The organism is Paractinoplanes polyasparticus (genome assembly GCF_019710575.1).
GTDB classification, from domain to species: Bacteria; Actinomycetota; Actinomycetes; order Mycobacteriales; family Micromonosporaceae; genus Actinoplanes; species Actinoplanes polyasparticus.
Genome location: NZ_JAHWFK010000046.1, coordinates 108,155 through 135,138, shown reverse-complemented (window position 1 = coordinate 135,138; position 26,984 = coordinate 108,155). Strand labels below are relative to the sequence as shown.

The 26,984-nt window shown below is 71.0% G+C and carries 22 protein-coding genes; 12 read left to right on the top strand and 10 right to left on the bottom strand.

Annotated elements, in window-relative coordinates; genetic code table 11:
- Positions 1 to 141 precede the first annotated feature (141 nt).
- The 4 genes from KXC43_RS38830 to KXC43_RS38815 form a co-directional block, all read right to left on the bottom strand.
- Positions 142 to 2,760 (bottom strand): lipopolysaccharide biosynthesis protein, encoded by a 2,619-nt coding sequence (locus KXC43_RS38830; protein WP_221381219.1) that lies wholly within the window; start codon positions 2,758 to 2,760, stop codon positions 142 to 144.
- A gap of 196 nt (positions 2,761 to 2,956) precedes the next feature.
- Positions 2,957 to 4,018 (bottom strand): magnesium and cobalt transport protein CorA, encoded by a 1,062-nt coding sequence (locus KXC43_RS38825; RefSeq protein ID WP_308129456.1) that lies wholly within the window; start codon positions 4,016 to 4,018, stop codon positions 2,957 to 2,959.
- A gap of 28 nt (positions 4,019 to 4,046) precedes the next feature.
- Complete coding sequence (locus tag KXC43_RS38820) at positions 4,047 to 4,781, bottom strand: ABC transporter permease (protein WP_308129455.1); 735 nt, start codon at positions 4,779 to 4,781, stop codon at positions 4,047 to 4,049.
- A 3-nt stretch (positions 4,782 to 4,784) separates the two neighbouring features.
- Positions 4,785 to 5,759, bottom strand: coding sequence for an ABC transporter ATP-binding protein (locus tag KXC43_RS38815; protein ID WP_221381218.1), 975 nt, complete (start codon positions 5,757 to 5,759; stop codon positions 4,785 to 4,787).
- Between the two features lie 62 nt (positions 5,760 to 5,821).
- Here KXC43_RS38815 and KXC43_RS38810 point away from each other — a divergent pair, with 62 nt between their 5' ends.
- The 3 genes from KXC43_RS38810 (at position 5,822) to KXC43_RS38800 (ending at position 8,692) form a co-directional block, all read left to right on the top strand.
- The gene (locus KXC43_RS38810; protein ID WP_255645570.1) at positions 5,822 to 6,775 is read left to right on the top strand and encodes a helix-turn-helix transcriptional regulator; all 954 of its coding nucleotides are present in this window, start codon (positions 5,822 to 5,824) and stop codon (positions 6,773 to 6,775) included.
- Positions 6,776 to 6,956: 181 nt separating this feature from the next.
- The gene (locus KXC43_RS38805) at positions 6,957 to 7,787 is read left to right on the top strand and encodes an LLM class flavin-dependent oxidoreductase (RefSeq protein ID WP_221381217.1); all 831 of its coding nucleotides are present in this window, start codon (positions 6,957 to 6,959) and stop codon (positions 7,785 to 7,787) included.
- Between the two features lie 137 nt (positions 7,788 to 7,924).
- Entirely contained in the window at positions 7,925 to 8,692 is a 768-nt protein-coding gene (locus KXC43_RS38800) for an SGNH/GDSL hydrolase family protein (protein ID WP_308129454.1), read from the top strand.
- A gap of 11 nt (positions 8,693 to 8,703) precedes the next feature.
- On the opposite strand, the gene KXC43_RS38795 is transcribed toward KXC43_RS38800, so the two are convergent.
- The gene (locus KXC43_RS38795; RefSeq protein WP_221381215.1) at positions 8,704 to 9,237 is read right to left on the bottom strand and encodes a GNAT family N-acetyltransferase; all 534 of its coding nucleotides are present in this window, start codon (positions 9,235 to 9,237) and stop codon (positions 8,704 to 8,706) included.
- Between the two features lie 24 nt (positions 9,238 to 9,261).
- On the opposite strand from KXC43_RS38795, the gene KXC43_RS38790 reads away from it, so the two are divergent.
- On the top strand, positions 9,262 to 10,725 hold the full coding sequence (locus KXC43_RS38790; RefSeq protein ID WP_221381214.1) for a beta-N-acetylhexosaminidase: 1,464 nt from the start codon (positions 9,262 to 9,264) through the stop codon (positions 10,723 to 10,725).
- Here the strand turns inward: KXC43_RS38790 and KXC43_RS38785 are convergent.
- Entirely contained in the window at positions 10,722 to 11,927 is a 1,206-nt protein-coding gene (locus tag KXC43_RS38785; protein WP_221381213.1) for a cytochrome P450, read from the bottom strand. The genes KXC43_RS38790 and KXC43_RS38785 overlap by 4 nt on opposite strands.
- A 203-nt stretch (positions 11,928 to 12,130) precedes the next feature.
- Between KXC43_RS38785 and KXC43_RS38780 the strand changes: the two genes are divergently transcribed.
- Together KXC43_RS38780 and KXC43_RS38775 are read left to right on the top strand one after the other, a co-directional pair.
- Positions 12,131 to 14,263 carry a M48 family metallopeptidase gene (locus KXC43_RS38780; protein ID WP_221381212.1) on the top strand — a complete coding sequence of 711 codons (2,133 nt, stop codon included), beginning with the start codon at positions 12,131 to 12,133 and terminating at the stop codon, positions 14,261 to 14,263.
- Between the two features lie 644 nt (positions 14,264 to 14,907).
- A complete protein-coding gene (locus KXC43_RS38775) occupies positions 14,908 to 15,447 on the top strand; it encodes a hypothetical protein (protein WP_221381211.1) in 540 nt (179 codons plus the stop codon).
- A 45-nt stretch (positions 15,448 to 15,492) separates the two neighbouring features.
- Here the strand turns inward: KXC43_RS38775 and KXC43_RS38770 are convergent, their stop codons facing one another.
- From KXC43_RS38770 to KXC43_RS38760, 3 genes are read right to left on the bottom strand one after another with little or no spacing between them, the layout of a single operon-like run.
- Positions 15,493 to 16,503 carry a helix-turn-helix transcriptional regulator gene (locus KXC43_RS38770; protein ID WP_221381210.1) on the bottom strand — a complete coding sequence of 337 codons (1,011 nt, stop codon included), beginning with the start codon at positions 16,501 to 16,503 and terminating at the stop codon, positions 15,493 to 15,495.
- A 59-nt stretch (positions 16,504 to 16,562) separates the two neighbouring features.
- Positions 16,563 to 17,525: a hypothetical protein gene (locus KXC43_RS38765; RefSeq protein WP_221381209.1), complete on the bottom strand. Its 963-nt coding sequence runs from the start codon at positions 17,523 to 17,525 to the stop codon at positions 16,563 to 16,565.
- A gap of 12 nt (positions 17,526 to 17,537) precedes the next feature.
- Entirely contained in the window at positions 17,538 to 18,182 is a 645-nt protein-coding gene (locus KXC43_RS38760) for a hypothetical protein (RefSeq protein ID WP_221381208.1), read from the bottom strand.
- Positions 18,183 to 18,427: 245 nt separating this feature from the next.
- Between KXC43_RS38760 and KXC43_RS38755 the strand changes: the two genes are divergently transcribed.
- From KXC43_RS38755 to KXC43_RS38730, 6 genes are all read left to right on the top strand, one after another.
- On the top strand, positions 18,428 to 21,331 hold the full coding sequence (locus KXC43_RS38755; protein ID WP_221381207.1) for a sensor histidine kinase: 2,904 nt from the start codon (positions 18,428 to 18,430) through the stop codon (positions 21,329 to 21,331).
- The gene (locus tag KXC43_RS38750) at positions 21,332 to 21,754 is read left to right on the top strand and encodes a roadblock/LC7 domain-containing protein (protein ID WP_221381206.1); all 423 of its coding nucleotides are present in this window, start codon (positions 21,332 to 21,334) and stop codon (positions 21,752 to 21,754) included.
- Positions 21,744 to 22,130, top strand: a complete 387-nt coding sequence (locus tag KXC43_RS38745; RefSeq protein WP_221381205.1) for a DUF742 domain-containing protein — start codon at positions 21,744 to 21,746, stop codon at positions 22,128 to 22,130. Before KXC43_RS38750 ends, KXC43_RS38745 begins: the two co-directional genes overlap by 11 nt.
- The gene (locus tag KXC43_RS38740; protein WP_221381204.1) at positions 22,111 to 22,710 is read left to right on the top strand and encodes a GTP-binding protein; all 600 of its coding nucleotides are present in this window, start codon (positions 22,111 to 22,113) and stop codon (positions 22,708 to 22,710) included. Before KXC43_RS38745 ends, KXC43_RS38740 begins: the two co-directional genes overlap by 20 nt.
- A gap of 26 nt (positions 22,711 to 22,736) precedes the next feature.
- On the top strand, positions 22,737 to 23,789 hold the full coding sequence (locus KXC43_RS38735) for a lactonase family protein (RefSeq protein ID WP_221381203.1): 1,053 nt from the start codon (positions 22,737 to 22,739) through the stop codon (positions 23,787 to 23,789).
- A gap of 239 nt (positions 23,790 to 24,028) precedes the next feature.
- Positions 24,029 to 25,741, top strand: coding sequence for a substrate-binding and VWA domain-containing protein (locus KXC43_RS38730; protein ID WP_221381202.1), 1,713 nt, complete (start codon positions 24,029 to 24,031; stop codon positions 25,739 to 25,741).
- A 72-nt stretch (positions 25,742 to 25,813) separates the two neighbouring features.
- Here KXC43_RS38730 and KXC43_RS38725 read toward each other — a convergent pair whose 3' ends face one another.
- Positions 25,814 to 26,941 carry a PP2C family protein-serine/threonine phosphatase gene (locus KXC43_RS38725; RefSeq protein WP_221381201.1) on the bottom strand — a complete coding sequence of 376 codons (1,128 nt, stop codon included), beginning with the start codon at positions 26,939 to 26,941 and terminating at the stop codon, positions 25,814 to 25,816.
- Positions 26,942 to 26,984 lie beyond the last annotated feature (43 nt).

The following is a 26,984-nucleotide window of genomic DNA, read 5'->3' as shown; positions in this document are numbered from 1 at the left end:
GTGCCGGAACATAGTGGGCGCCGTCCTCGCGGCGCCGGATGAACGAGGGCGGGGCAGAGCCGCCAGACACGAGCGGCGGTTGACGCCGGACATAAGTGCGCCCGGCCAGCAGAACTGGCCGGGCGCGGACGTTTCTCGAGGTCAGACGCGCGAGAGGATCTGGGTCTGCTCGTCCGACTCGCGCCGGGCGTTCATGATCAGGGCCGACGGGTCGGTCAGGACCATCTCCATCGCCTTCGAGATCAGGTTGGGGTCGAAGGTCGACGCGTGGAACGTCGCCTCGAGGTGGAGCACGCCGTTCATCTCGCTGGTGGTCAGCGTGACACCCTCGGGGCTGTTCAGCGTGGGCACGCTCAGGTTGACCCGCCACTCCGGCCCGACCGACCACGGCAGGTCGCCGAGCAGGTCGTGCCGGCCCTGGTTGCTGAAGGTCAGGCGGGGCCGCGGCGGGATGGCGAGCTCCGACGGGTACGGGTCGGGCATGCCGGGCGCGCCGTCCAGAGCGATCTTGCCTTCGCGCAGCACCATCATCGTGAGGATGCGGCCGGTGGCGAGCTCGCTCTTGATCGTCGTGTTGATCGACGCCGGGTCCATCATGTTCTGCGGGGAGAGGTACGGCCCCATGCAGAAGTTGCTGTCGATCCGGGTGTCCTTGTCGAGGAAGCGCCGGCCGTCGGCCAGGAACGTCGCGCCGCCGGTGTCGGGCTTGAGGCCCAGCTGGTGCAGCGCCGCGGTGAACGCCGCGAACGTGATGGCCGACGTGGTGACACCCGGGGAGTACTCGTCACGCCACTGACGCATCAGCTTGAGCGTCGTGGCCGAGCGGGCCGAGCGCACGGTCAGGTTGGGCTGCCACTTCCGCATGCGGGTCTCTTCGGGCTCCGGCGGGCGGGCGAAGCTGATGCCCTCCTTCCACCGGGCCGGCTTGGTGCCGAACTGCTTCCACCAGGCCTTGGGCAGCGCCATGCGGTTGCGCTCGAGCGGCGGGATCACCGCGGCCCGGCCCTGGCTGGCCGCGAGCACCAGCTCGTGCACCAGCGAGTTGACCGGTCCGGCGTCGCCGTACGCGTGGGAGACCTTGATCGCGATGTAGCCGGCCCCGACGAGGATGCGGATCGGGTGCACGCCGCGCGGCTCGGCCTGGAGCTTGCGGGTCATGCCGTCCATGTCGAGCGACCAGTCGCCGGAGTCCTGCACGGCGCGGTGCACGAACTGGGCGAACTCGGCCCCGTCCATGTGTTCCCAGCGGGCGCCGACGCGGTCGAGCTTCGAGACGGCCCGGTGCTTGGGGTCGGCCGCGTGCAGACCGATCAGAGCCCGGCGTACGCCGTCGACGGTCACGCCGTACAGCGGGCCGACGGTCCGGATGTATTCGAGCGGCAGCCAGGCCCGCTCGTGCAGCGTCATGGTCGTCGTGTTCGCGCTGTCACCCCGGCGCTTGCCGCCGCCGAAGACGACCCGCAGGACGGTCGGCGCGACCAGCACGGTCTCGACGCCCATCACGATGGCGACCCACATCACCAGGTCGGTCAGGCCGCCGGTGCTGCCGCCGTACCAGGCGCCGCCCAGCTCGGCGAGGCCCGCGAACAGCGAGAAGATACCGGCGCCGCGCACCCTGTCCTGCACGCGGGAGATCGCCATGAAGAAGTGCAGGAAGACGAACGGCACGTACGTCAGAGCGAGCAGGCGCAGCGCGTCGCCGGCCGTCTCGGCGTACTGCGCGCCGAAGACCGACATGATCGGGTTGGCCAGGAAGAACACCAGCGCCGCGGCCGGCACGCCGCCACCGAGGCAGATCAGCAGGCCGACCCGGACCTTGGAGGTCAGGGCCCGCTTGTCGCCGCTGGCCACCGCGAACAGCGTGAGGGCCACGTTGCCGGGCACCATGGCCAGGAACGACAGCACCATGAAGGCGGTGTAGAACGACGCGTTGGCCTCGGCCGACAGCGTCGCGGTGACGACCAGCGGCAGGGCCGCGCGCGGCAGGTAGGTCGCCAGGTTGAGCAGGTTGTGGTCGAAGGTCGACTTGCCGCGGCCCTTGAGCAGCGAGAACCGGGGGCGGGCGGAGTCGATGACGCGGCGTCGGCGCAGGGCGACGCTGAGGATGGCGGTCGACAGCACGATGCCGGCGACCCAGGTGAGCAGCAGCTCGTTGCCGGTCAGGGTGATCGGCGCGAGGGCCAGGCCGCCCAGCAGCACCAGCTTGATCACCGAGAACCAGGCGTTGCGCATCAGCTGGAGCGGGCCCTTGAGCAGGCCGACCAGAGCCTCGTCGAGCACCAGCGTGACCGAGTTGAGCGCGATGCCGACGACCAGCAGGACGGTGCCGAACGTGCCGCCGAGCGCGGCCTGCAGGCCCGGGATCCACAGCTGAGCGACGACCACGTAGATGATGCCGCCGACCGTGGCGACGCCGCCGGCCACGAGCAGACAGGTCGTGATCAGTTCCCACTTGGGACCGCGCAGCTGCGACAGGTCGGAGATCAGCATGGTGCCCATGCCGAACATGCCGATGGTGCCGATCAATGTCATCGCCGACACCGCGGCTGACGCCTGGCCGACCGCCTCGGGCGACGCCGAGCGTGCGGCGACCCACCAGAAGGCGAACCCGAACAGGGACGTGATCGCCGTCGTCGCGATCAGCGACCCGGCGTTCAGGAACAGATCGACGTGCCCCTTGAGGGCGGTAATGATGGTGCTGCGGCGTTTGGCCGGCTTCGGCACCGAGCCTTGCGGCACTCTGACCTCGGTCGCGGTCACACAGCCTCCCCACGGAACGACGATGAAAGGGTAGTTACTCGCCGGTTTCGGGTGCTACGGGAGAGCGGCCGACCCTGTGCGTACTGTCCGGTATGGACGATCAGTGAAGCGGCGGATCGGAGTGGCCGTTCGGTCGATACTTGATACGCCTGGAGTCCCAGATGAATCATCCGGTCACTCCCGGTGACGTGGATCATCACAACCAACCCGCTCGTTTGAAACGCCAGAAGAGGCCGCTACAGACGAGAACAACTATCACAATCGTCGCCGAGAACCCGTACCGGGAGTCAAGACCGGGCATATTTGTGAAGTTCATCCCGTAAATTCCGGTGCCGACGGTCGCGACGGCCGCGATGCCCGCCCAAGCGGCGATCATGCGCATGTCGTTGTTCTGCTCGAGCGTGACCTGCGTGAGCCGTGCCTGCAGCACCGAGTTGAGCAGGTCGTCGAAGCCGGCCACGCGGTCGGCGGCCCGGGCCAGGTGTCCCCGCACGTCCTCGAAGTAGGGCCGCAGACTGGGCGGCACCGCGGGCAGCTCCAGCACCCGGGTCAGTGGCTCCTGCAGGGGCAAGACGGCTCGCTTGAGCTCAACCATCTCGCGTTTGAGCTGGTAGAAGTGCGCCACGTCGGCCGAGCGGCGGGTGGCGAACGTCTCCTCCTCCAGGCGCTCGAGGTCGTGCTCGATCTCGGTCGAGACGTCCAGATAGTCGTCGACCAACCGGTTCGCCACCGCGTACGCGACCGCCCACGGGCCGGCTTGCAACAGCTCCGGCCGCTTCTGCAGCTCTTGCCGCACCGGCCACAGGGCACCCGGCGCGCCGTGACGCACGGTGATGACGAACCACGGTCCGATCAGCAGGGTCACGTCACCGGTGTCGACCACCTCACTGGTCGCCGTCAAGGCGTCGTGATCGACGTACCGGGCCGTCCGCAGCACCAGCCGCGTCACGTCGCCGATCGTCTCGACCAGCGGCCGGTGCCCGCCATCGGTCGTCTGCTCGACGATCAGCTCGTGCAGGCCGAACGTCTTGGCGACCGTGCGCATCGTCACGAGGTCGGGCTCGTGCAGCCCCAGCCAGAGGAACTCGCCCCGGCGCCGGTGCGCGGAGGCGTAGCGGACAGTGCCGGGTTTGCGCCGTCCACCTCGATAGACGGCGCAATCAACCACAGCATCCGGATTGTGACTTCGCGCTTCGGGGTCGGGGCCCGTGGCACGTGGGGCGATACCTTCGACGAGCCGGCCCAGGAGCTTGAACACCAGCCGACGGTAGCGGGTAGTTGGCGACTCAGTCGGAGCGGCGCATGGCGCGCACGCCGGCCCACAGCCCGAGTGCCGCCACGGCGGCCGCGGCGATCAGCCCGCTGAGGGTGGCCGAGGTGAAGATCTCACCGTTGAACAGCGCCCGTTCGGCGTCCACCACATAGCTCAGCGGATTGCCCTTGGCCAGCGCCTGCAGCCAGCCCGGGCCGTTCTCGATCGGCAGCAGCACCCCGGCCAGCAACAACAGGGGGAAGAGCAGGGTCTGCTGCACGGTCCAGAACAACCACTCCTGGTTCTTCGAGGCCAGGGCCAAGGTGTACGAGAGAGCGCCGAGCCCGATGCAGAAGGCCGCCAGGATGAGCAGCCCGAGCACCGCGCCCGCGAACTCGAAGCGGAACCCGAACGGCACGCAGACGGCCACGATCAGGGCGGCCTGCGCGAACATCGGAACGATCTCCTTGAGCGCGCGCCCGATCAGCAGGGCCGGCCGCCGCAGGGGAGTGACCAGCATCCGTTCGTGCGAGCCGGTCTGGATCTCGAAGAGCAGGTTCGACCCGGTCATCGAGCACGCGAACAGGCACGACATGACGATGATCCCGGGCACGAACCACTGCAGGGAGTTGTCCGGCAGCAGCGGGGCGAACAGGCCCAGGAAGACGAGCGGCTGCACCATCGAGAAGATGATCGTGAACGGGTCGCGCAGCAGCGGGCGGAGTTCGCGGCTGAAGACGGTGCGGGAATCGGTGATCAGCGTGGTCACGGCTCAGACCTCCACGAGTTCGTCGGGATTGTCGGCGGGCTCCTGGGCGGCGCCGCCCTCGCGCAGGCTGCGACCGGTGAGCTTGAGGAAGACGTCGTCGAGGGTCGGGCGGGTCACCTCGACCTCGGCGGCGGGATGTCCGGCGGCTCGCAGGTCGTCGAGGATTCCCGGTACGCGCCGGGGTGCGCCCTGGGCGGCGATGACGAGCCGGGCGCCCCGGCGTTCGGGGTGCAGCGCGGCCAGCGCCGAGGCGGCCGCGGCGGCGTCGGTCTCGTGGTCGAATCCAAGGGTGATGTGATCGCCGACGTGCTCGGCCTTGAGCCGGGCCGGGCTGTCGTCCGCGATGATCCGCCCGTGGTCGATCACGATCACCCGCTCCGCCATCGAGTCGGCCTCGTCGAGATAGTGGGTGGTGAGCACGATCGTCGTCTCGTGCCGGGCGCGCAGAGCGAGGATGTGCTCCTGCAGGTTGGCCCGGTTCTGCGGGTCGAGGCCGGTCGACGGCTCGTCCAGGAAGAGCAGTTCGGGCGAGTGGATCAGGCCCATCGCGATGTCCAGCCGCCGGCGCTGGCCCCCCGAAAGGGTCGAGACGCGGCGGTCGGCCACCTCGGCCAGCCCCAGTGATTCGATCAGGGTGCCCGCCCGGTTCCGGGCGTCGCGCACGCCCAGCCCGTACGCCCGGCCCTGACTGATCAGTTCGTCCCGGCCGCGCTGGCTGTGCCCGGCGCCGTTGCCCTGCCCGATGTAGCCGATCCGCAGGCGAACCTCACGCTGTTGACGCACCACGTCGAAGCCGGCCACCCGGGCTGTTCCCGCGGTCGGCGGGATCAGCGTCGTCAGCATGCGCAACGTCGTCGACTTGCCGGCGCCGTTGGGGCCGAGCAGCGCGACCAGTTCGCCCGGCGCGACGGAGAGGTCGATGCCGTCGACGGCGCGCACGTCCTTGAAGTGCTTGGTCAGCCCTCGTGTCTCAATCATGAGTACGACGCTAGGGTGACTTGCGGACACTTTCTGACCTCAATACGGCGGAGTCTGGATTCATGGCGAACACGAGTGCCCGGATGCTGCGACTGCTGTCGTTGCTGCAGACCCACCGCTACTGGCCGGGGTCCGAACTCGCCGGCCGGCTCGAGGTCAGCCCGCGCACGCTGCGCCGCGACGTCGACCGGCTGCGCGACCTGGGCTATCCGGTCGACGCGAGCCGCGGGGTGGCCGGCGGCTATCAATTGCAAGCGGGCGCAGCCGTGCCGCCCCTGCTGCTCGACGACGAAGAGGCGGTTGCGATCGCCATCGGGCTGCGGACGGCGGCGGCGGGGGCGGTGGCCGGCTTCGAAGAGACTTCCGTACGAGCCCTGGCCAAGGTCATCCAGCTGCTGCCACCCCGCCTGCGGCGTCGCATCGATGCCCTGCGCGAAGTGACCACGCCCGGCGTCCTCGGTGGCGGGCCCACCCTCGACGCGGGCGTGCTGACCACGATCGCCCTGGCCTGCCGGGGCGAGGAGAGGCTGCGCTTCGACTACACCCCGCGCGACGGCGAGACCGCCGCGCGGTTCGTCGAGCCGCACCGGCTGGTGCCGCTCGGCCGGCGCTGGTATCTGGTGGCCTGGGACCTCGACCGCGGCGACTGGCGCAGCTTCCGCGTCGACCGGTTGGGCTCACCGGCGCTGACCGGCGCCCGCTTCCTCCCGCGCGAGATCCCGGGCGGCGACCCGGCGGCCTGGTTGCGCTCGCGCATGTCGCAGATTCCCGCCCGGTACGACGTCTCGGTCGTGTTCGAGACCGGCGCCGACACGGTGCGCGCCCTGATCGGCCACTACGGCACGACGGAGGCGCTGACCGGCGAGTCGTGCCGCATGCGCATGAGCATCGACGACCTCGGCTGGCCGGTCATGGTGCTCGGGGTGCTGGCGGTTCCGTTCACCATCGAGTCGCCACCCGAGTTGCGCGATCGAGCGCTGGAGACGGCTGACACCCTGCGCCGGGGCGCGGCCTGAGCCGCTGACCTCTATGGACGGATCGGCGCCCCCGTGGCGCCGATCCGCACGGAGAAAGCTATCGGCCCCCTCCGACACTTTTCGCGTCCACCTAAGCCGGTGCTTATATAAGACTGAATGAATTTCAGTCGGGGGTTCGGCGCCGCCGGAAAATGTCGGGGGTGGCGGGCAGAATCGGCCCATGACCACGATCGGTGCGATCTTCCTGCCATCGAACCCGCCCGAGACCCTGCGCTCCGTCGCCCAGGCTGCCGATCAGGCCGGCCTGGAAGAGCTGTGGATCTGGGAAGACTGCTTCCTCAACGGCGGCCTCACCGCGGCCACCGCCGCCCTGGCCTGGACTCAGAACCTGCGCGTCGGCATCGGCATCATGCCGGTCCCGTTCCGCAACGTCGCGTCGCTGGCGATGGAACTGGCCACGCTCGGCCGCATGTTCGGCGACCGCGCGCTGCCCGGCATCGGCCACGGCGTCCAGGAATGGATGGGCCAGGTCGGCGCCCGCGCCGCGTCGCCCCTCACGCTGCTCAGGGAGTACGCGACGGCGCTGCGCGCCCTGCTGCACGGCGAGTCGGTCACGGTTGCCGGCAAGTACGTCACGCTCGACAACGTCCGGCTCGACTGGCCGCCCGAGGTGCCGCCGCTGCTCTCGGTCGCGGCCGGCGGCCCCAAGACGATCGCCCTGGCCGGTGACGTGGGCGACGCGGTCGTGCTCGCCGGCGGCACGTCCCCGGCCAAGGTCGCCGAGGTGGCCCAGGTGGTCACCGACGCTCAGCTCACGGTCTTCGTGCCTGCCATGACCGGCCCCGACGCCGAGGCCAAGCTGCTGGCCGACATGGAGAAATACAAGGCCGACTGGCCCGGCCTGTGGGGCACCCCGGCTGAGATCGCGGCCGGGGTGGCCGAGTTCGCCGCCGCGGGCGCGAGCAAGGTGATCCTGCAGACCGTGGCCGGCGAAGACCCGGAAGCCTATGTGCGCTGGGTCGCTGAAGAAGTGCGGCCGCTGGTCGGTTGAGCGGCCGGGCAAGGGGAATGCGGCCGCGCAGCGGAAAGCGGGCCGGTATGACTCTGGTCGCGGAAGCGGGCCGGCCTCGTCCCCGGTCCGTTAGCCTGCGCCGAGGTGCCAGTGAGAACGACGGGGGCAAGATCACGGTGACGACGAGGTACGTGGCGATCGGCGACAGCTTCACCGAAGGCGTCGGCGACGAGTTGCCCGACGGTTCGGTGCGCGGGTGGACGGATCTGGTGGCCGCCGGGCTCGCGGCCGGCAAGGGCGAGACGGTGCAGTACGCCAACCTCGCCATCCGCGGGCGGCTGCTCGAACCGATCGTCAACGAACAGCTGCCGGCCGCCTTGGCCCTTTCCCCGCCGCCCACGATCCTCACGCTCAACGGCGGCGGCAACGACATGTTGCGCCCCGGCGGTGACATGCTGCGGCTGGCCGCACTAACCGAGCGGGCGATCCAGCGCTGCCTCGAAGCCGGCGTGCGCATGGTGCTGCTCAGCGGGGGTGACCCGTCCGAGCGGCTGCCGCTGGGCGCCATGATGCGCCGCAAGGGCGAGGCGCTCACCCAGTCGGCCATCGACCTGGCCAAGCGCTACGACATCACATTCGTCGACGTCTTCCACGACGTCGAGATCCGCCGGGCCGGCTACTGGTCGTCCGACCGCCTCCACCTCAACGCGGCCGGCCACCGCCGGGTGGCCGGCCTGGTCCTGAGCGCGCTGGGCTACGAGGGCGCGGCCTACGTGATCGACCCCAGCCCCAACGAGAGCCGCCGCGTGCTGGCCGAGGCCCGCTACTACCGCGAGCACGTGCTCCCGTGGCTCAACCGCCGGGTACGTGGCCGCTCCTCCGGCGACAACCGCACCGGCAAGTTCGTCGACTGGGTCGACATCAACCCGGCGCAGAAGAACTAGGCGCGGAAGAGTCAGGGCAACGGGCGGCGGCGGATGTGGTCGTCGTGCCACCCCGTGCCGACCAGGAAGCGTTTCACGCCGATCACCTCGAAGCCGTGCTTGGCATAGAACTTGCCGGCCCGCACGTTCTGCTGGTTCACGCCCAGCCAGCAGAATGCGGCCCCGGTGGCCGCCGCTGAAGCCAGCGTGGCCTCCATCAGCGCCGCGGCCGCCCCCGAACCATGCCTTTCCGCCGCCAGATAGAACTTGCTCAGTTCGACGCTGGCCTTCTCGTCGACCACGGCGGCCACGTCGGGGTCCTTGATCGGGCCGCTGACCAGCATCGAATAGCCCAGCGGCACCCCGTCGCCGAGCACCAGCAGCAGCACCCGCTGCGGGTCGGCGAGGTAGCCGCGGAAGCTCGCCTCGGAGAGGTGGGTGGCGACAAAGTCGTCGATGTCGGATTGGAGAGTGCCGGGCGGACAGGCGAGGCCGAAGGTCCGTTCGGCCAGATCGTGCAGCAGTTCGGTGTCGGCAAGTTCGGCGCGACGGGTCGTGATCGACATGGAAAGACAGTTTATTGTTTGCCCGTGCACGCTCCCACGATGAAACACCTCGGCGACGTCATTCCGCTGCCGGCTTCGGTCCGGCCCGACCCCGCCGCCGACTTCCGCGTCCCGGCCGACGTGTCGGTGAGCGGCACTGCGGCCGCCACCGCCGTGGCCGACGAGCTGGCCGAACTGCTGCGTGAGGTGACCGGGTTCCCGGTCCCGCGGGCGGCCGGTGGGGCGATCCGCCTCGAGGTCGACGACGTTCCGGACGAGGCGCGGTCGCCCGAGTCCTACCGGCTGGCGATCACCGCCGACGGCGTGACCCTGGGCGCCCCCACCGAGCAGGGACTCTTCGCCGGCCTGCAGACGCTGCGGCAGCTGCTGCCCCTGAAGGGTGAGGTCGTCCTGCCCGGCGGCCACATCGAGGACGCGCCGCGTTTCGCCTACCGCGGCACGATGCTCGACCTGGCCCGGCACTTCTTCCAGCCGGCCGACATACGGTCCTACATCGACACGATCGCGCAATTCAAGATCAACCACCTGCACCTGCATCTCACCGACGACCAGGGCTGGCGCCTCGATATCGAGGGCTGGCCGCGCCTCACCGAGGTCAGCGGGGGCGAGGGCACCGGCATCGACGGCGCCGGGCCGGGATTCCTGACGGCCCACGAGTACGCCGATCTGGTCGCGTACGCCGCCACCCGCCACATCACCGTCGTCCCCGAGATCGACCTGCCCGGCCACGTCAACGCGGCCCAGGTGGCGTACCCCGAGCTGACCTGCGACGGCGAACCCGTCCAGCCGCGCACCGACCCCGAGGTGGGTTACAGCTCGCTGTGCGCCGGCAAGGAGGAGACGTACGCGTTCGTCGAGGACGTCATCCGTACCGTCGCCGCGCTGACCCCCGGCCCCTACCTGCACATCGGCGGCGACGAGGCGCTCAGCACCACCGCCGAGGACTACCGGACCTTCATGACCCGGGTGCTGCCCATGCCCGGCCGGTACGGCAAGCGCGCGATCGGCTGGCACGAGATGGCCGCCGTCGACCTGCCGGCCACCGCGATCCCGCAGTACTGGCGGATCGAGCCGACCGACGACGGCGTGGCCCGGGCCGCCGCGGCCGGCCACCAGGTGATCATGTCACCGGCCGACCGCAGCTACCTCGACATGAAGTACGACGAGTCGACCCCGCTCGGCCTCGACTGGGCCGGCCTGGTCAGCGTCGAGCGGTCCTACGACTGGGAGCCCGCCGACCGCCTGCCCGGCGTGGGTGAGCAGTCGCTGCTCGGCGTCGAGGCGCCGCTGTGGTCCGAGACCCTGCGCAGCCTGGCCGACGTCGAGTTCATGGTGTTCCCGCGGCTGCTCGCGATCGCCGAGATCGGCTGGACGCCGCGGGCCGCCCGGGACTGGTCGTCCTTCCGCGACCGGCTGGCCCGGTTCGGGCCGCGCTTCGAGGCCCAGGGCATCAACTATCACCGCTCGCCCGAGATCGACTGGAGTTAGGACAGCACGATCCGAGGCCCGCTGCGCACGCGGGCCGGCACCCGGCTCAGGTCGATGGCGGTGTTCTGCGGCGGCAGGTAGTAGTCGAGCTTGGCCAGCCGCTGCACCAACGTGCCGAGAACGGCGACGGTGATCTTCTCGCCGGGGCAGCGGTGGCCCGAACGCGGGTCGCCGCCGCCCTGCGGGATCAGCTCGAACGCGCCGACCCGGCGGCCGAGGAAGCGTTCGGGCCGGAAATCGTACGGGTCGGGCCAGACCCGCTGGTCGTGGTGCTGGCCGTAGATGTCGAGCAGCACGAGCGCTCCCGCCGGAATGCTCGTGTGCTGGAAGGTCAGGTCGTGGCGGGCCCGGGCGCCCAGGAACGGCGCGAACGGATAGAACCGGCGCAACTCGTGCACGAAGGCCAGGGTGTATTCGTCGTCGCCGGCGCGCAGCCGGGCGCGGGTGCCCGGCCACCGGTCGAGCGCGTGCCCGGCGAAGGCCACGAACCAGGTCACCGCCGTGGTGGGGCGGATGATGTTGATCAGTTCGACCGCGGCCGTGCGGGCGTCGAGCAGGTGGCCGTCCTCGCGGTGGTGCGCGATCCGGGAGAGCGGCGTGTCCGTGGGCTCCTGCCGCCGTACGGCCTCGATGATCTCGGCGAACCTGCGCTCGAGGCGCACTCGCGCCACGCGGGCCCGCACGTGACGCGGACCCCGCGTCGCGAAGCCGTCCACCATCGCCAGCAGGTCGGCCGTCAGGGCGTCCAGGTCGAACGCGTTCTCCGGTACGCCGGTCCAGCGCGACACCGCGTCCGCGAGCACCTTCGCCGTCCCGTCGAACAGCGACACCGGCTTGCCGCCGCGCCAGCCGTCGGCCGCCTCGTCGAAGATCTTGCCGGTCAGCGCGGCGAGCGTGTCGATGCCGTCCTGGTGCATCAGCAGCGCCACGAACAGCGCCTTGCGGGCCGCGTGCGCCTGGTCGTCGAGGGTGTGCACACCCTTTCCGAACAGCGTGTCGACCACCGGGGCGGGCAGGGCGTCGTGCCGTTCGAGCTCGTCCTCGTCATAGAAGAAGCGGGCGGCATCGGGACCGCTGACTGCCACTGCGTGCTGCCCGCCGAACCGCATCGGGATCGGGCGGCCGTGATTCCGGCGACGCAGGTCGGGCAGCCATGCGTACCCCTTGGTCGCGAACGGCAAGGTCTGGTCTGCAAACGCCATGGCAGTCCGTATCCCCTTCGGTGACGCCGCGAAACCGGCTCGAAAATCTTCCTTATTTTTCCCCTCGGCGGACTGTCCGTCTGGGGTTTCTGTCGGAGGACGGCCCTAGTCTTGGGCGCGTTCGAGTGGTCCACGAGAGGCCGGAGGCAGTGGTGCGACCGAGTGCGGGGGCGTCAGGTTCCCAGACGTACGAGGATCCGAGCGTGCCCGGTCCGGCCGCCGGCCCGCCCGAGCCCGCGGCCGGTGATTCCGGCGGCTCGTCGCCGACGGCGCTCGCCGGGTCGGCCGGGCGGTCGGCCGCGATGCTGCTCGGCTTCCTGGCCCTCGCCTGGCTTCAGGTCGGCGTGGTGCTGCTGGTCGTGCTGCTGATCCTGCAGCCGCTGCCCGGGTCGCTGGCTCTCGGGGTCGCCGTGCCGCTGGTCATCGCCGTGGCCGGGCTGTTGTGGTGGGCCACCGTGCGGGCCCTGCGCCTGCGCCGGTCCACTCCGGCCGGCGTGCCGGTGCTGCGTCAGCACGCGCCCGCTCTCTGGGCGATGCTCGACGACGCGTCCGTCGCGGCCGGGGTGAAGCCACCCGACGGCGTCACTGTCGTGGCCGGCGCCACGGTCGCGCTCTTCCAACCGCTGCGCCTCGGCGGCCTGCTGGGCGGCCGCCGCGAGCTCCACCTCGGGCTGCCGCTGCTGCAGGCGTGGGACGATTCGCGCCTGCGGGCGGCCGTCGTCCACGAGCTGGCGCACGGCTCACCCGCGCTCGGCGGCCGTTTCGCCCCGCTCGCCCGCCGTGGCCGGGTCGCCCTGGGGCGCATCGTCCCGCGCATCCCGCGCCACAGTCCCGCCGGCCCTCTGCTGCGCGCGTGGGCGCGGTTCTACCTGCGCGCCGACACCCCGTTCAGCCATGCTCAAGAGCTGGCCGCCGACCGCGTGGCCGCCTCCTTCGCCGGCCCCCGGGCCGCCGCCGCGGTGCTGCGCGACCGCCCCGCGCTCGAGGCCATGCAGCAGCTGTTCCACGCCGAATACCTCAGCCCCGGCTGGCAGACCGGCCTGATCCCCGACGACGTCTTCGGCGGTTTCCTGCGCGTGCTCGCCGCCCGCAGCGACGACATGGCCGCCCTGCGCTCGCGCGAGCCCGAGCCGCCCGGCGAGTGGGATCCGCACCCGCCACTGGCGGCCCGCCTGGCCGCGCTGTCCGCACTCACCCCCGAGGGCCCCGAGGCCGCCGAGAAGCCAGCCGGCGACCTGGTGCCCGACCTGCCCGGTCTGGGACGGGCGTTGCAGGCGGTCGCGTTCCCGGTCGGCGGCCGCGCCGTCGTCAGCTGGGACGAATTCTTCGACGTGGCCCGCGTCGCCGAGATGGAACGCGAGGCCGACGCCTCCCTGCGTGCCCTGTCCCGCGCCGCGGGCGCCCCCGTGACCAGTGCCGCCGAGGTCCTCGACCTGTCGGCCGACGGCCGCCTGCGCAAGATCGCCGAGACCGTCTTCGGCGACCTGCCGCCCGACGAGGTGACGGGCCGCATCACCGACCTCATCGCCCTGCTGCTCGCCCTGGCCGCCCTGCGCAGCGGCGTGGCCCGCTGGCGCCACAGCTGGATGGGCACGGCCGAGCTGGTCGCGATCGACGGCTCCTACCTCGAACTCCAGGCCCCGGCCGAAATGGCCGGCGACCCCGCCACCGTCACCCAGGTCCGCGAGTGGCTGACCGCCGTCGGCGTCGACCTCAACGCGGCCACCGACACGGCCCGCCACCATTCCGCACGCGTCCCCGTGCTGGGCGGCGTCGTCGGCGTCCAGGTCGACGGGGCCCGCACCGACCTCCTCGTCCTAGAGACCGGCCTGTTCCTGGTCCCCGGCCTGCCCCGCTCCCGTCATCACGAGGCCAAGCGCCGCCTGACCCGCCTGGCCGCCGACGGTGTCCTTCCCAACGGCACCCCGGCTCCGGATTCACCGCCCCAGCAGCCGCCCCCGGCCGGCGCGCCGCAGGGAGCCGCCGCAGCCGGTGCTGGTGACGGCCCGGCCGTGGCCGATGCGGGTGCGTCCCCAGCCTCACCGCTCGGCGCATCCGCGGCTCCGGCTGCTCCACAACCGGCCTCCGCCGATCCCGCGACAACAAATGCCGCGACCGCCGCACCACGGCCGGCCGACCCCACCGCGGGCAGCCGCTTCGTGCCCTTCGCCGACGTGGCCACAGCCTCGGCCACACGCAACGGCCGCCGCTCATGGGCGATCAACCTCCGCGACGGCGGCACCCTGAACGTCCGCACCACCCTCGACAGCGAGGAACTCCCCGGCGGCTGGGCCGCCCTGGACGACGCCGTGGCCTTCCTGACCCGAACCCGCTGAGCCGCCGGCCTTCGCTCCGCTCACCGAGTCGCTGCCTTCGCTCCGCTCACCGAGCCGCCTGACTTCGGTCCCGACGTCGGCCGTTCGCAGGTGCGGCCGAGACCACGGCCGAGACAATGTCCACACAGGACTGGCTCGGCCGGCCGAAGACGCTCCGGCGGAGCGGTTGACCCGGTGTTTCGTGATGACGGCCATTCGCCTTGCGTTCGCTCGACCGTGTCGTTGCTCACCCGATGGTTGCGCCGAGCCGGGCGATCACCGCGGCCGTCACTTCTCAATTCGGTTACGGCTGATTGCGGCCACGTCAATTTTCCCCGGGTGGACCTTGCCGTCCGGAAGGCGTACACCTATCGGGTTTTCGCAGGCAGGAGGGATGATCAGCACGTTCTGGGGGACTGCGGGACGGATCTTGCGTGAGGGGGCGGTTGCAGATTGCGCAGAAAGGGGCAGCACGCTCGGTGAACTTCCTAAGAGGACGACCCGTGCTACCTGGCGGGACGGGTCGCATGGGCGACCGAACGGTGAACGGACTGTCACCTCAAGTAACAATAAGCTTGCGGAACGTTCGCTTTATCGCTTTCGATAACGGGTAGGAAAGTGCCTGGACCGGCGGGATGATCCCATCGAGGCAGGGGAGGCCAGACATGGAGCGGGGGCCGTTGGCGCTCTTCGGAGCGATCATCGCGGTCGGGCTCGGGCCTGCACTGTGGATGGGCGTTCAGCTCGGGCCGTCTCCGCAGCCGGGGCCGGCGCGTCCGCCCGCCGGGGTCAACGAGCAGGGCGCCGAGAAGGCCGGGCAGCTGCTGGGCGGCACGGGCGCCGGTGCGGAATCGAGTGACAACAGCCTCGACCCCGCCCCGCGCGGCAACGTCATCCCGCTGACCACGTCGCCCGCGGCCAAGCCGTCGCCCAGCACGGGCACCACCACGGAGCCTTCCGCAGCCACGACCTCGCCGACCCCCGAGCCGACGCCGACCACCACCGACCCGACGACCCCGGCCGACCCCGGCACCACCGCCCCGCCCGAATCCACCACCGTGCCGGTCCCCGATCCGACCGAGGCCACCACGCCGCCGGTCGACGACGAGACCACCGACCCGACCGACCCCACCGACCCGTCGGACAACGACCCGGCGCCGCTCACCGGCAGTTTCGGCGTCCACATCTCATCCGAAGACAGCTAGGTTCCGTTTCGTAGCTGGATCGTGCCGCAGCCTACGAAACGGCCCCTACGAGCGCCGGTCCGCACCCTGGGGTGACTCGGGCACTGGCAGGTAGGTGGCGGCCAGGGCTCGGGCCGTTTCGGTGAAGACGGCTCGCAGTTCCGGCGGGTCCAGGATCTCGGCGTCGGCGCCCAGCTTCAGCAACTCGATGTGGCCGTGGCGGATCGATTCGATCGGCACCCGGGTGATCAGGCGGCCCGTCTCGTCGGGTTCGCCGGCCTCGGCTCGAGCCACCCGGGACATCTCCGGCGGGAAGATGAACGCCATCCGGTCGAGGGCGGCCGCTGTCATCCGCACGGTGGCCGTGCCGGTGTAGACGCTCTGCTCGTACCTCTCGGTCCACTCGGCCCAGAACGCGGCCAGCTCGAAACCCTCGGGCCGGGCCGCCGGCTCGTCCAGCAGCTCCGCGTCCAGGATGTTCGACACGCGGTAGGCCGTCGTGCGGGTCGCCGTCGCCGCCACCAGATACCAGCGGCCCGCCTTCAGCACCACGCCCAGCGGGTTCAGCGTGCGGGTGACCTCGCGCGGGGCCTTCCAGCGGCGGTATCGCACCTCGATCCGGCGCCCGCTCCACACCGCGTCGGCGACGGTCGAGAGGTACGGGACCGGCTCGTCGGCCCGGAACCAGCCGGGCGCGTCGAGGTGGAATCTCTCGCGTACGCGGTCGGCCCGATCGGCCAGTTCGCCCGGCAGCGACGCCCGGAGCTTGAGCTGGGCCGCCGCCAGCACCGAGCCCAGCCCCAGCTCGGCCGCGGGACCGGGCATGCCGGCCAGGAAGATCGTGCCGGCCTCGTCCGTCGTGAGCCCGGTGAGCCGGGTCCGGTAGCCGTCCAGCAGCTGGTAGCCGCCGGCCGGCCCGCGGTCCGCGTACACCGGCACCCCGGCCGCGCCGAGCGACTCGATGTCGCGGTAGACCGTGCGGACCGAGACCTCCAGCTCGTCCGCGAGCCCCTGCGCGGTCATCCGCCCGCGCGTCTGCAACAGCAGCAGAAGCGAGAGCAGACGGTCGGCGCGCATGACCAGACGCTAACGCCCAAGGGGAGCCCATCGGGCTCCCCTTGGTGTGGTTCGGTGGATCAGAGCGCGAGCAGGCGGTTCAGGATGTCCCGGTACGCCCGGAGTTCGACCCGCAGCTTCTCGGTGTCGTCGGAGTTGCCGGCCAAGCCGTCCCGCTGCGCCTTGAGCGCGCTGGTCAGCTTGTCGACCGCGTCGCCGACGAGCGTGGCGGCCTCGGCGGTGGCCTCCTTGGGCTCGTCCACGAAGCGCAGCTGGATGTCGCGGAACCGCTCGGCGAACGAGTCCCCGTCCGGCAGCAGCTTGCCCCCGGTGGCGGAGCCGGCGGAGGAACCGGTGCTGGAACCGGTGGTCGTGGCCTTGGGAGCGGCAACGGCGGCGACCGGCACGGCGGCGGTCTCGGCGACCGGCGACGCCGGCGTGTCCGACGCCCGCTGGAAGTCCTCGCTGTCGACCCGGTCGGTGTCGTCAGCCTTGTCCGAGGACGTGGACGAGGACGAGGACGAGGACGAGGACGTGGACGTGGACGTGGACGCGTCGAGCTTCTCGCCGGTGGCCGGGTCGACCGCCTTGGGGCTGTCGAACGTGCCGTCGTCCTTGAGCGCCTGTCCCTCGGCCGGCCGGGCGTCGGAGTCGGTGAGCGGCAGATCGACCGGCGAGTCGTCCTGCGGCCGCTCGGTGTGCGCGGCCCGGTAGCTGGTGTCCTCGACGACCGAGCCGTCCGGCCCGTACGTCGTCGATGTGACCGTCTTCTCCGTCGTGCCGCCCTGGCGGTCGTGACCGGCCGGCTGAGCGTCGACGTCGTTCGCAGGAACGGCGGCAACGTCATCCCGGCGGGCAGTGTCATCCGGGCCGTCGGACGGGCGCGCGGCGTCGGTCGAGGTGTCGCCGGACGACTCGCGCGGCGCGTCGCTCCACGGTGACCCCGCCCGCTGCGGCGGCACGGAGACGGCCTGCGTACGGTCCGGGTCGGCCTGGGGCTCGGTCTCTGTCTCGGTCTCTTTCTCGTTCGAGAAGAACTTCATGAGCGATCGCTCCTAGCGGGTGGTGTCGCGGGCGGGGGAGTCGTCGTCGGCGGCGGCGCGAGGGGCCGGCGCCGTGCCCTCCGATGTGGAGTCGGGCGTTGAGTTGTTGATACCAGTCGAGGGCACCGGGTCGGTACCGAGGAGGTCGGCGAAGAGCGCGCGGTAGTGCACCAGCGCCTGCCGCAGGTCTTCGGTGTTGGCCTCGCCGGCGGTGTTGCGCTGCGAGATCTCGTGCGCCTGGCGGTAGTGCTCGAGCGTGCGCGCGTGCTCGACGGAGAGGTTGGCGAGCCGCTCGTCGTACTCGCCGGTCGGGTAGCCCCGGTCGGTGATCAGCCGAGTGACCAGGTCGTCGGCCGCGGTGACGGCCCGCTCCGGGTTGTCCACGAACTGGATCTGCACTTCTTCCCAGTTCGCCGAGTAGGTGGCCCGGTCTTCGGCCGACAGCGGCTTCAGTTCGAGCGAGGCGTGCCGCTTCTCGCGCTCGCGCAGCTCTTTCTCGGCCTCGGTGCGGCTGCCGGAGTCGGCCACCGCCCGGTCGTACTCGGGCCCGAAGGTGTTCTGCAACTGCTTGCGACGCATCACCCGGATGCCGTAGACGACGGCGGCGATGACGATGAGAACGACAACGATCAAGACGATGGTGGCTGTGGGGGACATGGGGCCTCCTCTTATCAACATCCGTTATTCCCACCCGCGGTGTCCCGTCAACCCCCTTCGTGCCCCTCCCTTTCGTTCCTTGCAGTAACCACCTGGTCACAGTGTCATAAGGACGACGCGCCGAGCCGTGCCAATCTGAACCGCCAAAAAGGATTTAAGCCAATCTTTAGGTACGGCCTGACGGTGGCTCGCCCTCCAGGTTTTCCGTATTCTCCCGAGGGCGTACGCCGGAAGAGCGGAGCCTGATGAAGAAGCGTTACTGGTCGATCCGTTCGAAGATCATCGTCCTCGCGGCCGTCCCCCTGACGGCTGTGCTGGCTCTGTGGCTCTTCGCGACGGCGCTCACCGCCGGTCCGGCGTTCAACCTGCTGTCCGCCCGCACGGTGCTGGACAACGTCGGCAACCCCGGCATCGAGCTGGTCGGCCAGCTGCAGCGTGAGCGCCTGTTCAGTGTGGAATATCTCTCCGCCACCGGCCCGCCCTCGCAGGCCCTGCTCACCCAGCGCAGCGCCACCGACCGGTCGATCGCGACCTTCCGCCGGCTGGCCGAGGGCGACGAGGCCCGGGGAGCGACGAGCGCCGAGTTGCGCGGCCGCATCGACCAGTTCCTGACCCAGCTGCAGAGCCTGACCGGCAACCGCGGGCACATCGACCGCCGGGCGATGGATCCGATCGGCGCCCAGGGTCTGTTCAACAGCGTGATCGGGGCCGGGTTCCAGACCTTCGCGGCCACCGCCACCTTCAACGACCAGCGGATCGACGGCGAACTGCGCGCGCTGACCACGGTCGGCCACGGCCAGGAGTACCTGAGCCGGGTCGATGCCCTGGTCGGCGGCGCGACAGCCGCCGGCCGCTTCACGCCCGAGATCCGCGGTCAGCTCATCCAGGACGTGGGCACAGCCCGGTTCCTGCTCGAGCGCGGTGTCGAGGACATGGCCCAGAGCGACCGCACCGCGTTCGCCCAGGTGCGCAGCGGCACGGCCTACGACCGCCTCGACAGCCTGCTCGACCAGCTCGTGCAGCAGAGCCGCGACGGCGCGGCCACGCCGGTGAGCAGCTCGGAGTTCCGCCCGTCGTACGTCGCCGTGGCTCAGGAGCTGCGCACGTTCGAGGTGGCGGCCACCGACTCGCTCACCGAACGGGCCCGGCCGGTCGCCGAGCGCGTGCTGTTCCGGCTCGGCCTGGCCGGCATCCTCGGGCTCGCTGCCCTGGCCGCCTCGCTCTATCTCTCCGTACGCGTCGGGCGTTCGATCGTCGGCCGGCTGCGCCGCCTGCACGGCGAGGCCCGTGAGATGGCGGCCGAGCGGCTGCCCACCGTGGTCCGCCGGCTGCAACGTGGTGAGAGCGTCGACGTCGACGTCGAGACGCCGCCGCTCGAGTACGGCCGCGACGAGATCGGCCAGGTCGGCCAGGCCTTCAACGAGGTGCAGCGGACGGCCCTGCAGTCCGCGGTCGAGGAGGCGAACGTCCGGCGCGGCCTCAACGAGGTGTTCCTCAACATCGCCCGGCGCAGCCAGACCCTGCTCCACCGCCAGCTCGCCCTGCTCGACCGCATGGAGCGCCGCGAGACCGAGCCGCAGGAGCTGGAGGACCTCTACCGGGTCGACCACCTCGCCACCCGGATGCGCCGCCACGCGGAAGACCTGGTCATCCTGGCCGGCGCCGCCCCCGGCCGCGGCTGGCGCAACCCGGTGCCGGTGATCGACGTCGTCCGGGGCGCGATCAGCGAGGTCGAGGACTACAAGCGCGTCGACATCCGCTCGATCGAGTCGGCCTCGGTGCTCGGCCGCGCGGTCGGCGACGTCATCCACCTGCTGGCCGAGCTGCTCGAGAACGCGGCGTCGTTCTCCCCGCCGCAGACCCGGGTCCAGGTCTCCGGTCAGACGCTGCCCAACGGGTACGGCATCGAGATCGAGGACCGGGGTCTCGGCATGACGCCCGAGGCGATCGACGAGGCGAACCGGCGCCTGGCCGAGCCGCCCGACTTCGACCCGGCCGACAGTGCCCGCCTGGGTCTGTTCGTGGTGGCCCAGCTGGCCCACCGGCACGGCATCCGGGTGTCGCTGCGCGCGTCCGCGTTCGCCGGTGTCACCGCGATCGTGCTCGTCCCCGGCGAGCTGATCGCGTCCGCCCCGGTCGCCGCGCTGCCGTCCGGCTCGTCCACGGGGGAGCGCCCGCTGGTCGGCTCGGGCACCGACGACCCGTCGCGTCCTTCGCTGGCCGCGCTGCAATGGCAGGGCACCGAGGAGCTCCAGCAGGTCACGGCGTCGGGTCGCCCGATGATCGACGGCACCGCGCGGCCCGGCCCCGCGGAGCCCCACCCGGTGCGCGGCGCGGTCACCGGCGGCCAGCTCCGGCCGCCGTTCGGCGCCGGCGGTCCGTCGCCGAGCTCGGTCGCCGAGGGGCTCAGCGATGAGGGTCTGGTGCAGCGCCGGCGCGTACGCCGCCCGCCCGAGCCGGCGCCGTCGGAGGAGCTGCCCGAGCTGCCCCGGCGCGTGATCCCGGCCCAACGGGCGGTCCCGCGCAACTCCGCGCCGGCCGAAGCGCCGACGCAAGCACCGGCCCAAGCGCCGGCCCAAGCGCCGACGCAAGCACCGACCGAAACGCCGATGCGAACACCGACGGAAGGGCTGCCGCCGGGCGGGCCGGGCGAGGGGGCCACTGAGGACGGTCTGCCGCGCCGCGTACGCCAGGCCAACCTGGTGCCGCAGCTGCGCCGCCCGGCCGGCGAGCCCCGCGAGGAGCAGCCGGCCACGCTCCGTTCGCCCGAGCAGGTCCGCAGCATCATGAGCGCGCTCCAGAGCGGCACCACTCGCGGGCGCATTGACGCCGCTCGCTACTTTGGGGAAGGGGAGCCGGCAGCGCAGAGTAATGGCCCCAGCGCGACCGGCGACGGAAAGCGCGGCGAGAACGGGCATCATCTCGCGGATTCCGCATCTGAAGATAGGTCCAATGCGGATGACACGGACATTGATGTTCGCCCAAGCGGCGCATCCTTTGCCGATGCGGCTACCGTCAGTTTCCCGGCGATCGTCACCCAGACGCTCGCCCGGGACGAGGCATCAACCGGGGGCGGGTCGGATGCGGGGGAAAACCGCGCCAACAATCCCGGGGGCGAAAACGTCATCAGGCCGGAAAAGGACGCATAAGTGACACAGACGACGAACCAGCGCGCGCACCTCACCTGGCTCCTCGACGATCTGGTGGAGCGGGTGCCCACGGCGCAGCAGGCGGTCGTGCTCTCCGCCGACGGGCTCCTCATGGGATCGTCGGCCGGGCTGAATCGGGAGGACGCCGAGCACCTGTCGGCGATGGCGGCCGGTTTCCAGAGTCTGGCCAAGGGCGCGAGCCGGCACTTCCGGGCCGGCCCGGTGCGCCAGACCGTCGTCGAGATGGAGTCGGCCTTCCTGTTCGTCACGGCCGCCGGTCAGGGCGCCTGCCTGGCCGTGGTCGCCTCGAGCGACGCCGACCTCGGCCTGATCGCGTACGAGATGGCCATGCTCGTCACCCGGGTCGGCCAGAACATGAGCGCACCCGGGCGCTCCGCCGTGTTGCCCTCCGATGCCGGCTGAACCGCGGCGCGTGGCGCACGACTGGCTCGACCACGACGCGGGCCCGGTGGTCCGGCCGTACGCCATGACTCAGGGCCGGGTGGCCGCCGAGGGCAACGAGTTCGACCTCGTGGCCTTCGTCGTGGCCACGCCCGCTGACGACCCCGGTCCCGATGTGCTGCAACCCGAGCACCACGCCATCGTGGCCGCGTCCTGGGAGCCGATCTCGGTGGTCGAGCTGGCGTCCGCGCTCGACCTGTCGATCGGCGTCATCCGCGTTCTGCTCGGTGATCTACGCTCGGCGGGACTCATCTCGCTGTACGAACCCCCGGCGGCGTCCCAGCCGCACGATGTCGACGTACTCAAGGCGGTTGTCAATGGACTCCGTGCGCTCTGACCGCAACGGCGCGTCGTCGCGCATCCCGGTCGCGCTCAAGATCCTGATCGCGGGCGGCTTCGGCGCCGGCAAGACCACGATGGTCGGCTCGGTGAGCGAGATCCGGCCGCTGCAGACCGAGGAGGTCCTCACCGGCGTCGAGGGCGCCGATGACACCGGCGGCGTGGAGGGCAAGACCACGACGACCGTGACGATGGACTTCGGCCGCATCACGATCACCGAGGACCTCCAGCTCTATCTGTTCGGCACGCCCGGGCAGGACAGGTTCTGGTTCCTCTGGGACGAGCTGTCCGAGGGCGCGCTGGGCGCGGTCGTGCTGGCCGACACCCGCCGCCTCGCCGACTGCTTCCCGTCGATCGACTACTTCGAGCAGCGCGGCACCCCCTTCGTCGTCGCGGTCAACTGCTTCGATCCCGATCAGCGCTTCGGCGCCGGGGCGGTGAGCCGGGCTCTCGACCTCGACGAGGGTGTTCCGGTCGTCCTGTTCGACGCGCGGGAACCGACCGGCGCCCGCAACGTGCTGATCGAGCTGGTCGAGTACGTCGCCCGTCGTCAACTGGCCGCCGCGGCGTCCCGCTGACCGCGCCGGTGTGATGGGATCACACCATGGGCGCGAACGATGAACTCGTCTTTGTCGGTGGCTACACGGCTGACAAGGGTGGTGACGGCGAGGGCATCGTCCTGCTGACGCGCGACCCGTCCACCGGCGTGCTGTCGCGGCGGGGGGTCGTGGCGCGCACGCCCAGCCCGTCGTTCCTGGCCCGGCATCCCTCGCTTCCGGTCCTGTACGCGGTGAACGAGCTCGACCCCGACGGCGCGGTCTCCGCCTTCACGGTCGCCGCCGACGGCTCGCTCACCCCGCTGGCCGGCCGGCCCACCGGCGGCAGCGACCCGGCCCACCTGGCGGTCATGCCCGACGGCCGGCACCTGCTGGTCGCCAACTACGGCACCGGTTCGGTCGCCGTCTTCCCGCTCGACGACGAGGGCGCCCCGGGCGAGCATTCCGACCTGCTCGGGTTGAAGGGCAGCGGCCCGGTGGCCGACCGTCAGGCCGGGCCGCACGCCCACATGGTGTTCCCCGTCCGTGACGAGGTGCTGATCGCCGACCTCGGCTCCGACAAGGTCTGGCGCGCCCGCCTCGACCCGGTTCTGGGCCGTCTGACGCTGCTCGGATCGGCCGTCGCCGCCGAGCCCGGCACCGGCCCGCGTCACGTGCGCTTCTCGCCCGACGGCGCCCTGTTCGTCGTCGGCGAGCTGAGCGGCGACCTCACCTGGTGGCGCCCGTCGGCCGACGGCTCGCTGGCCCCGGCCGGCCGCGCCGCGACCACCACGGCAAGCGGCGAGAACTACCCGTCCGAGATCGTGGTGCGCCCCGACGGCCGGTTCGTCTACGTCGCCAACCGGGGTGCGAACACGATCGCCACCTTCACCTGGGACGGTGAGACGGCCGCCCTGGTGGCCGAGACGCCCACGGAAGGTGACTGGCCACGCCACATGATCCTGACTGGGGATCACCTGTACGTAACCAATCAGCGATCACAGAGCGTGACGACGCTCCGGATCGACGCCGAGACCGGAGTGCCCGCGCCGCAGGGTGCGCCCCTGGCCGAGCCCACCCCGACCAGCCTGCTGCGCTGGAGCGTCATCGGGCGCGGCTGAGGCACGGAAGGGCATTGATGCCTGTCTGGTCACGGCGGTGCCCAATTCGGGCACGAGCCGCAACTGATCGAGATGGCATCACTACGGTTGGTCACGCAAGATGCCAAGAATCCCAATCCGAGTAACTTTCGACCGAACGTATATGGCGTTCGGGTTCGGCGATGCGCACTATAGAGCGCGTGTCTGGCCGCCATCGTAGAAACTTCAGTCTCAGGGGAGCGGGCGTCGTCGGAGCTGCGATGGCGATCGTTGTCGTCATGGGTGGGTCCTATTACGGATACCAGCAGCTCGCGGACGACGGTTGCACCGGTTCGATCCGGTTGACCCTCGCCGCGACCAGTGAGGTCGCCCCCTCCATCGACCAGGTAGCGCAGCGTTGGGTGCAGGAAGGCGCGAACGTCGACGGCACCTGTGTCGCCGTGACGGTCTCCGACGTCAACTCCTCCACCATGGCCGCTGCCGTCGCCGGTGAACACAAGGTGGTCCTGGCCGGTGTGGGCACGGCGCCCGAGGCCGTCAAGGTTCCGGACATCTGGGTTCCGGACTCCTCGACCTGGCTGCTGCGCCTGAAGTCCGAGGCGCCTGGCTTCGTGCCCTCCGACAGCAAGCCGATCGCGCAGAGCCCGATCGTGCTCGCCATGCCCAAGCCGGTTGCCGAGCAGGTGGGCTGGCCCAACAAGAAGATGGGCTGGGCCCAGCTGCTCCAGCTCATGCAGACCAGCACGACCCTGAACACCGGCATCGCCAACCCGACGCTCGACTCGACCGGCCTGGCCGGGCTGCTGGCGATCGGCCAGGCGGCCGGCGCCGGCGAGAAGGCCCAGGCGGCCAAGGTCAAGGCGATGCAGGCCCTCGCGGGCAGCGCCTCGGCCCTGCGCGACGAGCTGATCCAGCGGTTCCCGCGGTCGAACGACCCCAACGACATCGGCACCAGCCTCAGCGCAGCGCCGGTCTCCGAGGAGAACGTGGTCTCGTACAACGCCGCCAAGCCGCCGGTGCCGCTGGTCGCGCTCTACCTCGACCCGAGCCCCATGCCGCTCGACTACCCGTACGCGGTCATGCCCGAGGTCGACCTGCAGAAGCAGAAGGCCGCCGCGGGCCTGCGCACCCAGCTCGCCAGCGCCACGTTCAAGAACGCTCTCGGCGCGGCCGGTCTCCGCTCGCCCGACGGCTCGTTCGGCGCCGGCTTCGCCCGTCCGCTGGGCGCTCCCGACGCCTCGCCGCCGGCCAGCAACACGGTCGGTGGCACGGGTGACAACGGCGGCACGGCCGCGGCCGGCTTCGACGCCAGCGCGCTGAGCCAGGTCATCGGCAGCTGGAACGCCATCACCCAGCCCGGCCGGGTGCTCGCGGTCTTCGACGTCTCGGGCTCGATGAACACCAAGGTGCCGACGGCCAACAACCAGAGCCGCGCGGCGGTGACCCGCCGGGCGGCGGCGGCCGGTCTGTCGATGTTCAGCGACAAGTGGGCCGTCGGTGTGTGGCTGTTCTCCACCGAGATGGTTGGCAAGCGGCCGTGGAAGCAGATCGTGCCGATCAGCCCGCTGACCTCGAGCCGCACCACGTTGCAGGAGTCGATCGGCCAGATCGTGCCGAAGGAGGACGGCAACACCGGCCTCTACAACACGGTGCTCGACGCCTACAAGGAGGTGAAGAGGACGTGGCAGCCCGGCAAGGTGAACTCCGTCATCCTCTTCACCGACGGCCAGAACGACAACGCCAGCGGCATCAAGATCGAACAGCTGCTCAGTGAACTGAAGCGGCTGAACGACGCCCGCAAGCCCGTCCGCCTCGTCATCATCGGCATCGGCGACGAGGTCAGCGAGACCGAGCTCCAGACGATCGTGAAGGCGACCCCCGCGGGCGGCGTCTTCGTCACCAAGGACCCGGCGAAGATGAGCTCGATCTTCGTCGAGGCGATCGGCCGGCGCACCGGCGCCACCGGCGGCTGACCCACCGCGTACGAGAAAAGGCCGTCACCCCGCGCGGGTGGCGGCCTTTTCCGTGTCGCCTCACATGCCGCCTCACACGCCGTGGAAGTCGAGGCAGACGGCGACCGCGTCGTCCTCGAGGTCGGCGTCGCCCACGAAGGCCCGCAGGTCTCCCAGCAGCGACCGCACGGCCTGCAGCGGCGCCAGGGACTGCGTACGGCGGACGAAGCGGGCCAGTGCCGCATCCCCGTACCGCCCGGTCGCCGTGACCGCGTCGTAGACGCCGTCACTGGCGAGCATGAGCCGGTCGCCGGGCTCCATGCGGAAGCTCTGCACCTGGTAGTCCGTCTCGTCGAACATGCCGAGCGGGAACTCTTTGCGCAGCTTCTGCTCGTGCACCGCGCCGTCGCGCAGCAGCAGCAACCGGGGCGAACCCGCGTCGACGACGGTCACCTCGCCGGTCGTCAGGTCGAGCTCGAGCAGCAGGGCCGATACGTACGCGTGGCCCCGGTGCTCGGCATAGATCGCCTGGTCGGCCAGTGCGGCCTGGTCGTCGAGGGGGATGCCGCCCCGGCGGGCGTTGCGCAGCGCGAAGGTGGCGAGCGAGGTGAGCAGGGCCGCCGACACGCCCTCGCCCATGCCGTTGAGCATGCTCAGCGAGAGCCTGCCGTCCTGGTCGGCCCAGTCGAAGCTGTCGCCGCGCACCGCGTACGACGGTTCGAGCTGCCCGGCCAGGCCGAACGCGGGCCGGCTGCGGCTGCGCGCGGGCAGCAGCTCCCACTGCATCTCGGCGGCCAGGGTGAGCCGGCGGGTGCGGGCCACCGCCTGATAGCGGTCCGTGCCGTCGGACGCCGCCTGAAGCTCGTGGGCCAGCGCCACGGCGATCTCGGTCAGTTCGCCGGCGGCCGCGGGGTCGCCGGGCGCCGGTTCGCAGGCCAGCACGCCGATGCGCTCGCCCCGCGAGGTGATCGGAAGAAACATCACATCTTTCTCTTCGACCGCGCTCTGATGGTCGAAGCAGCGCCAGGCGGGATCGCCGGGATGGGTGCGCGGGTGGTCGCCGAAGACCGGCACGAGAGCCGCCAGACGGTAATCGACCAGGTACAACTCGGTGCGGGTGAGCCCGTACTGCGCGGCCAGAGCCTCGGCCAGGCGCTCCGGAACGGCATCGGCGGCGGCGTCGGTGAGGATCCGCCGGAGCACCAGTAGCCTGTCGATCAATGGCGACCTCCTCGAACAGACCCGCCCGTACGAGTAGTCTCTC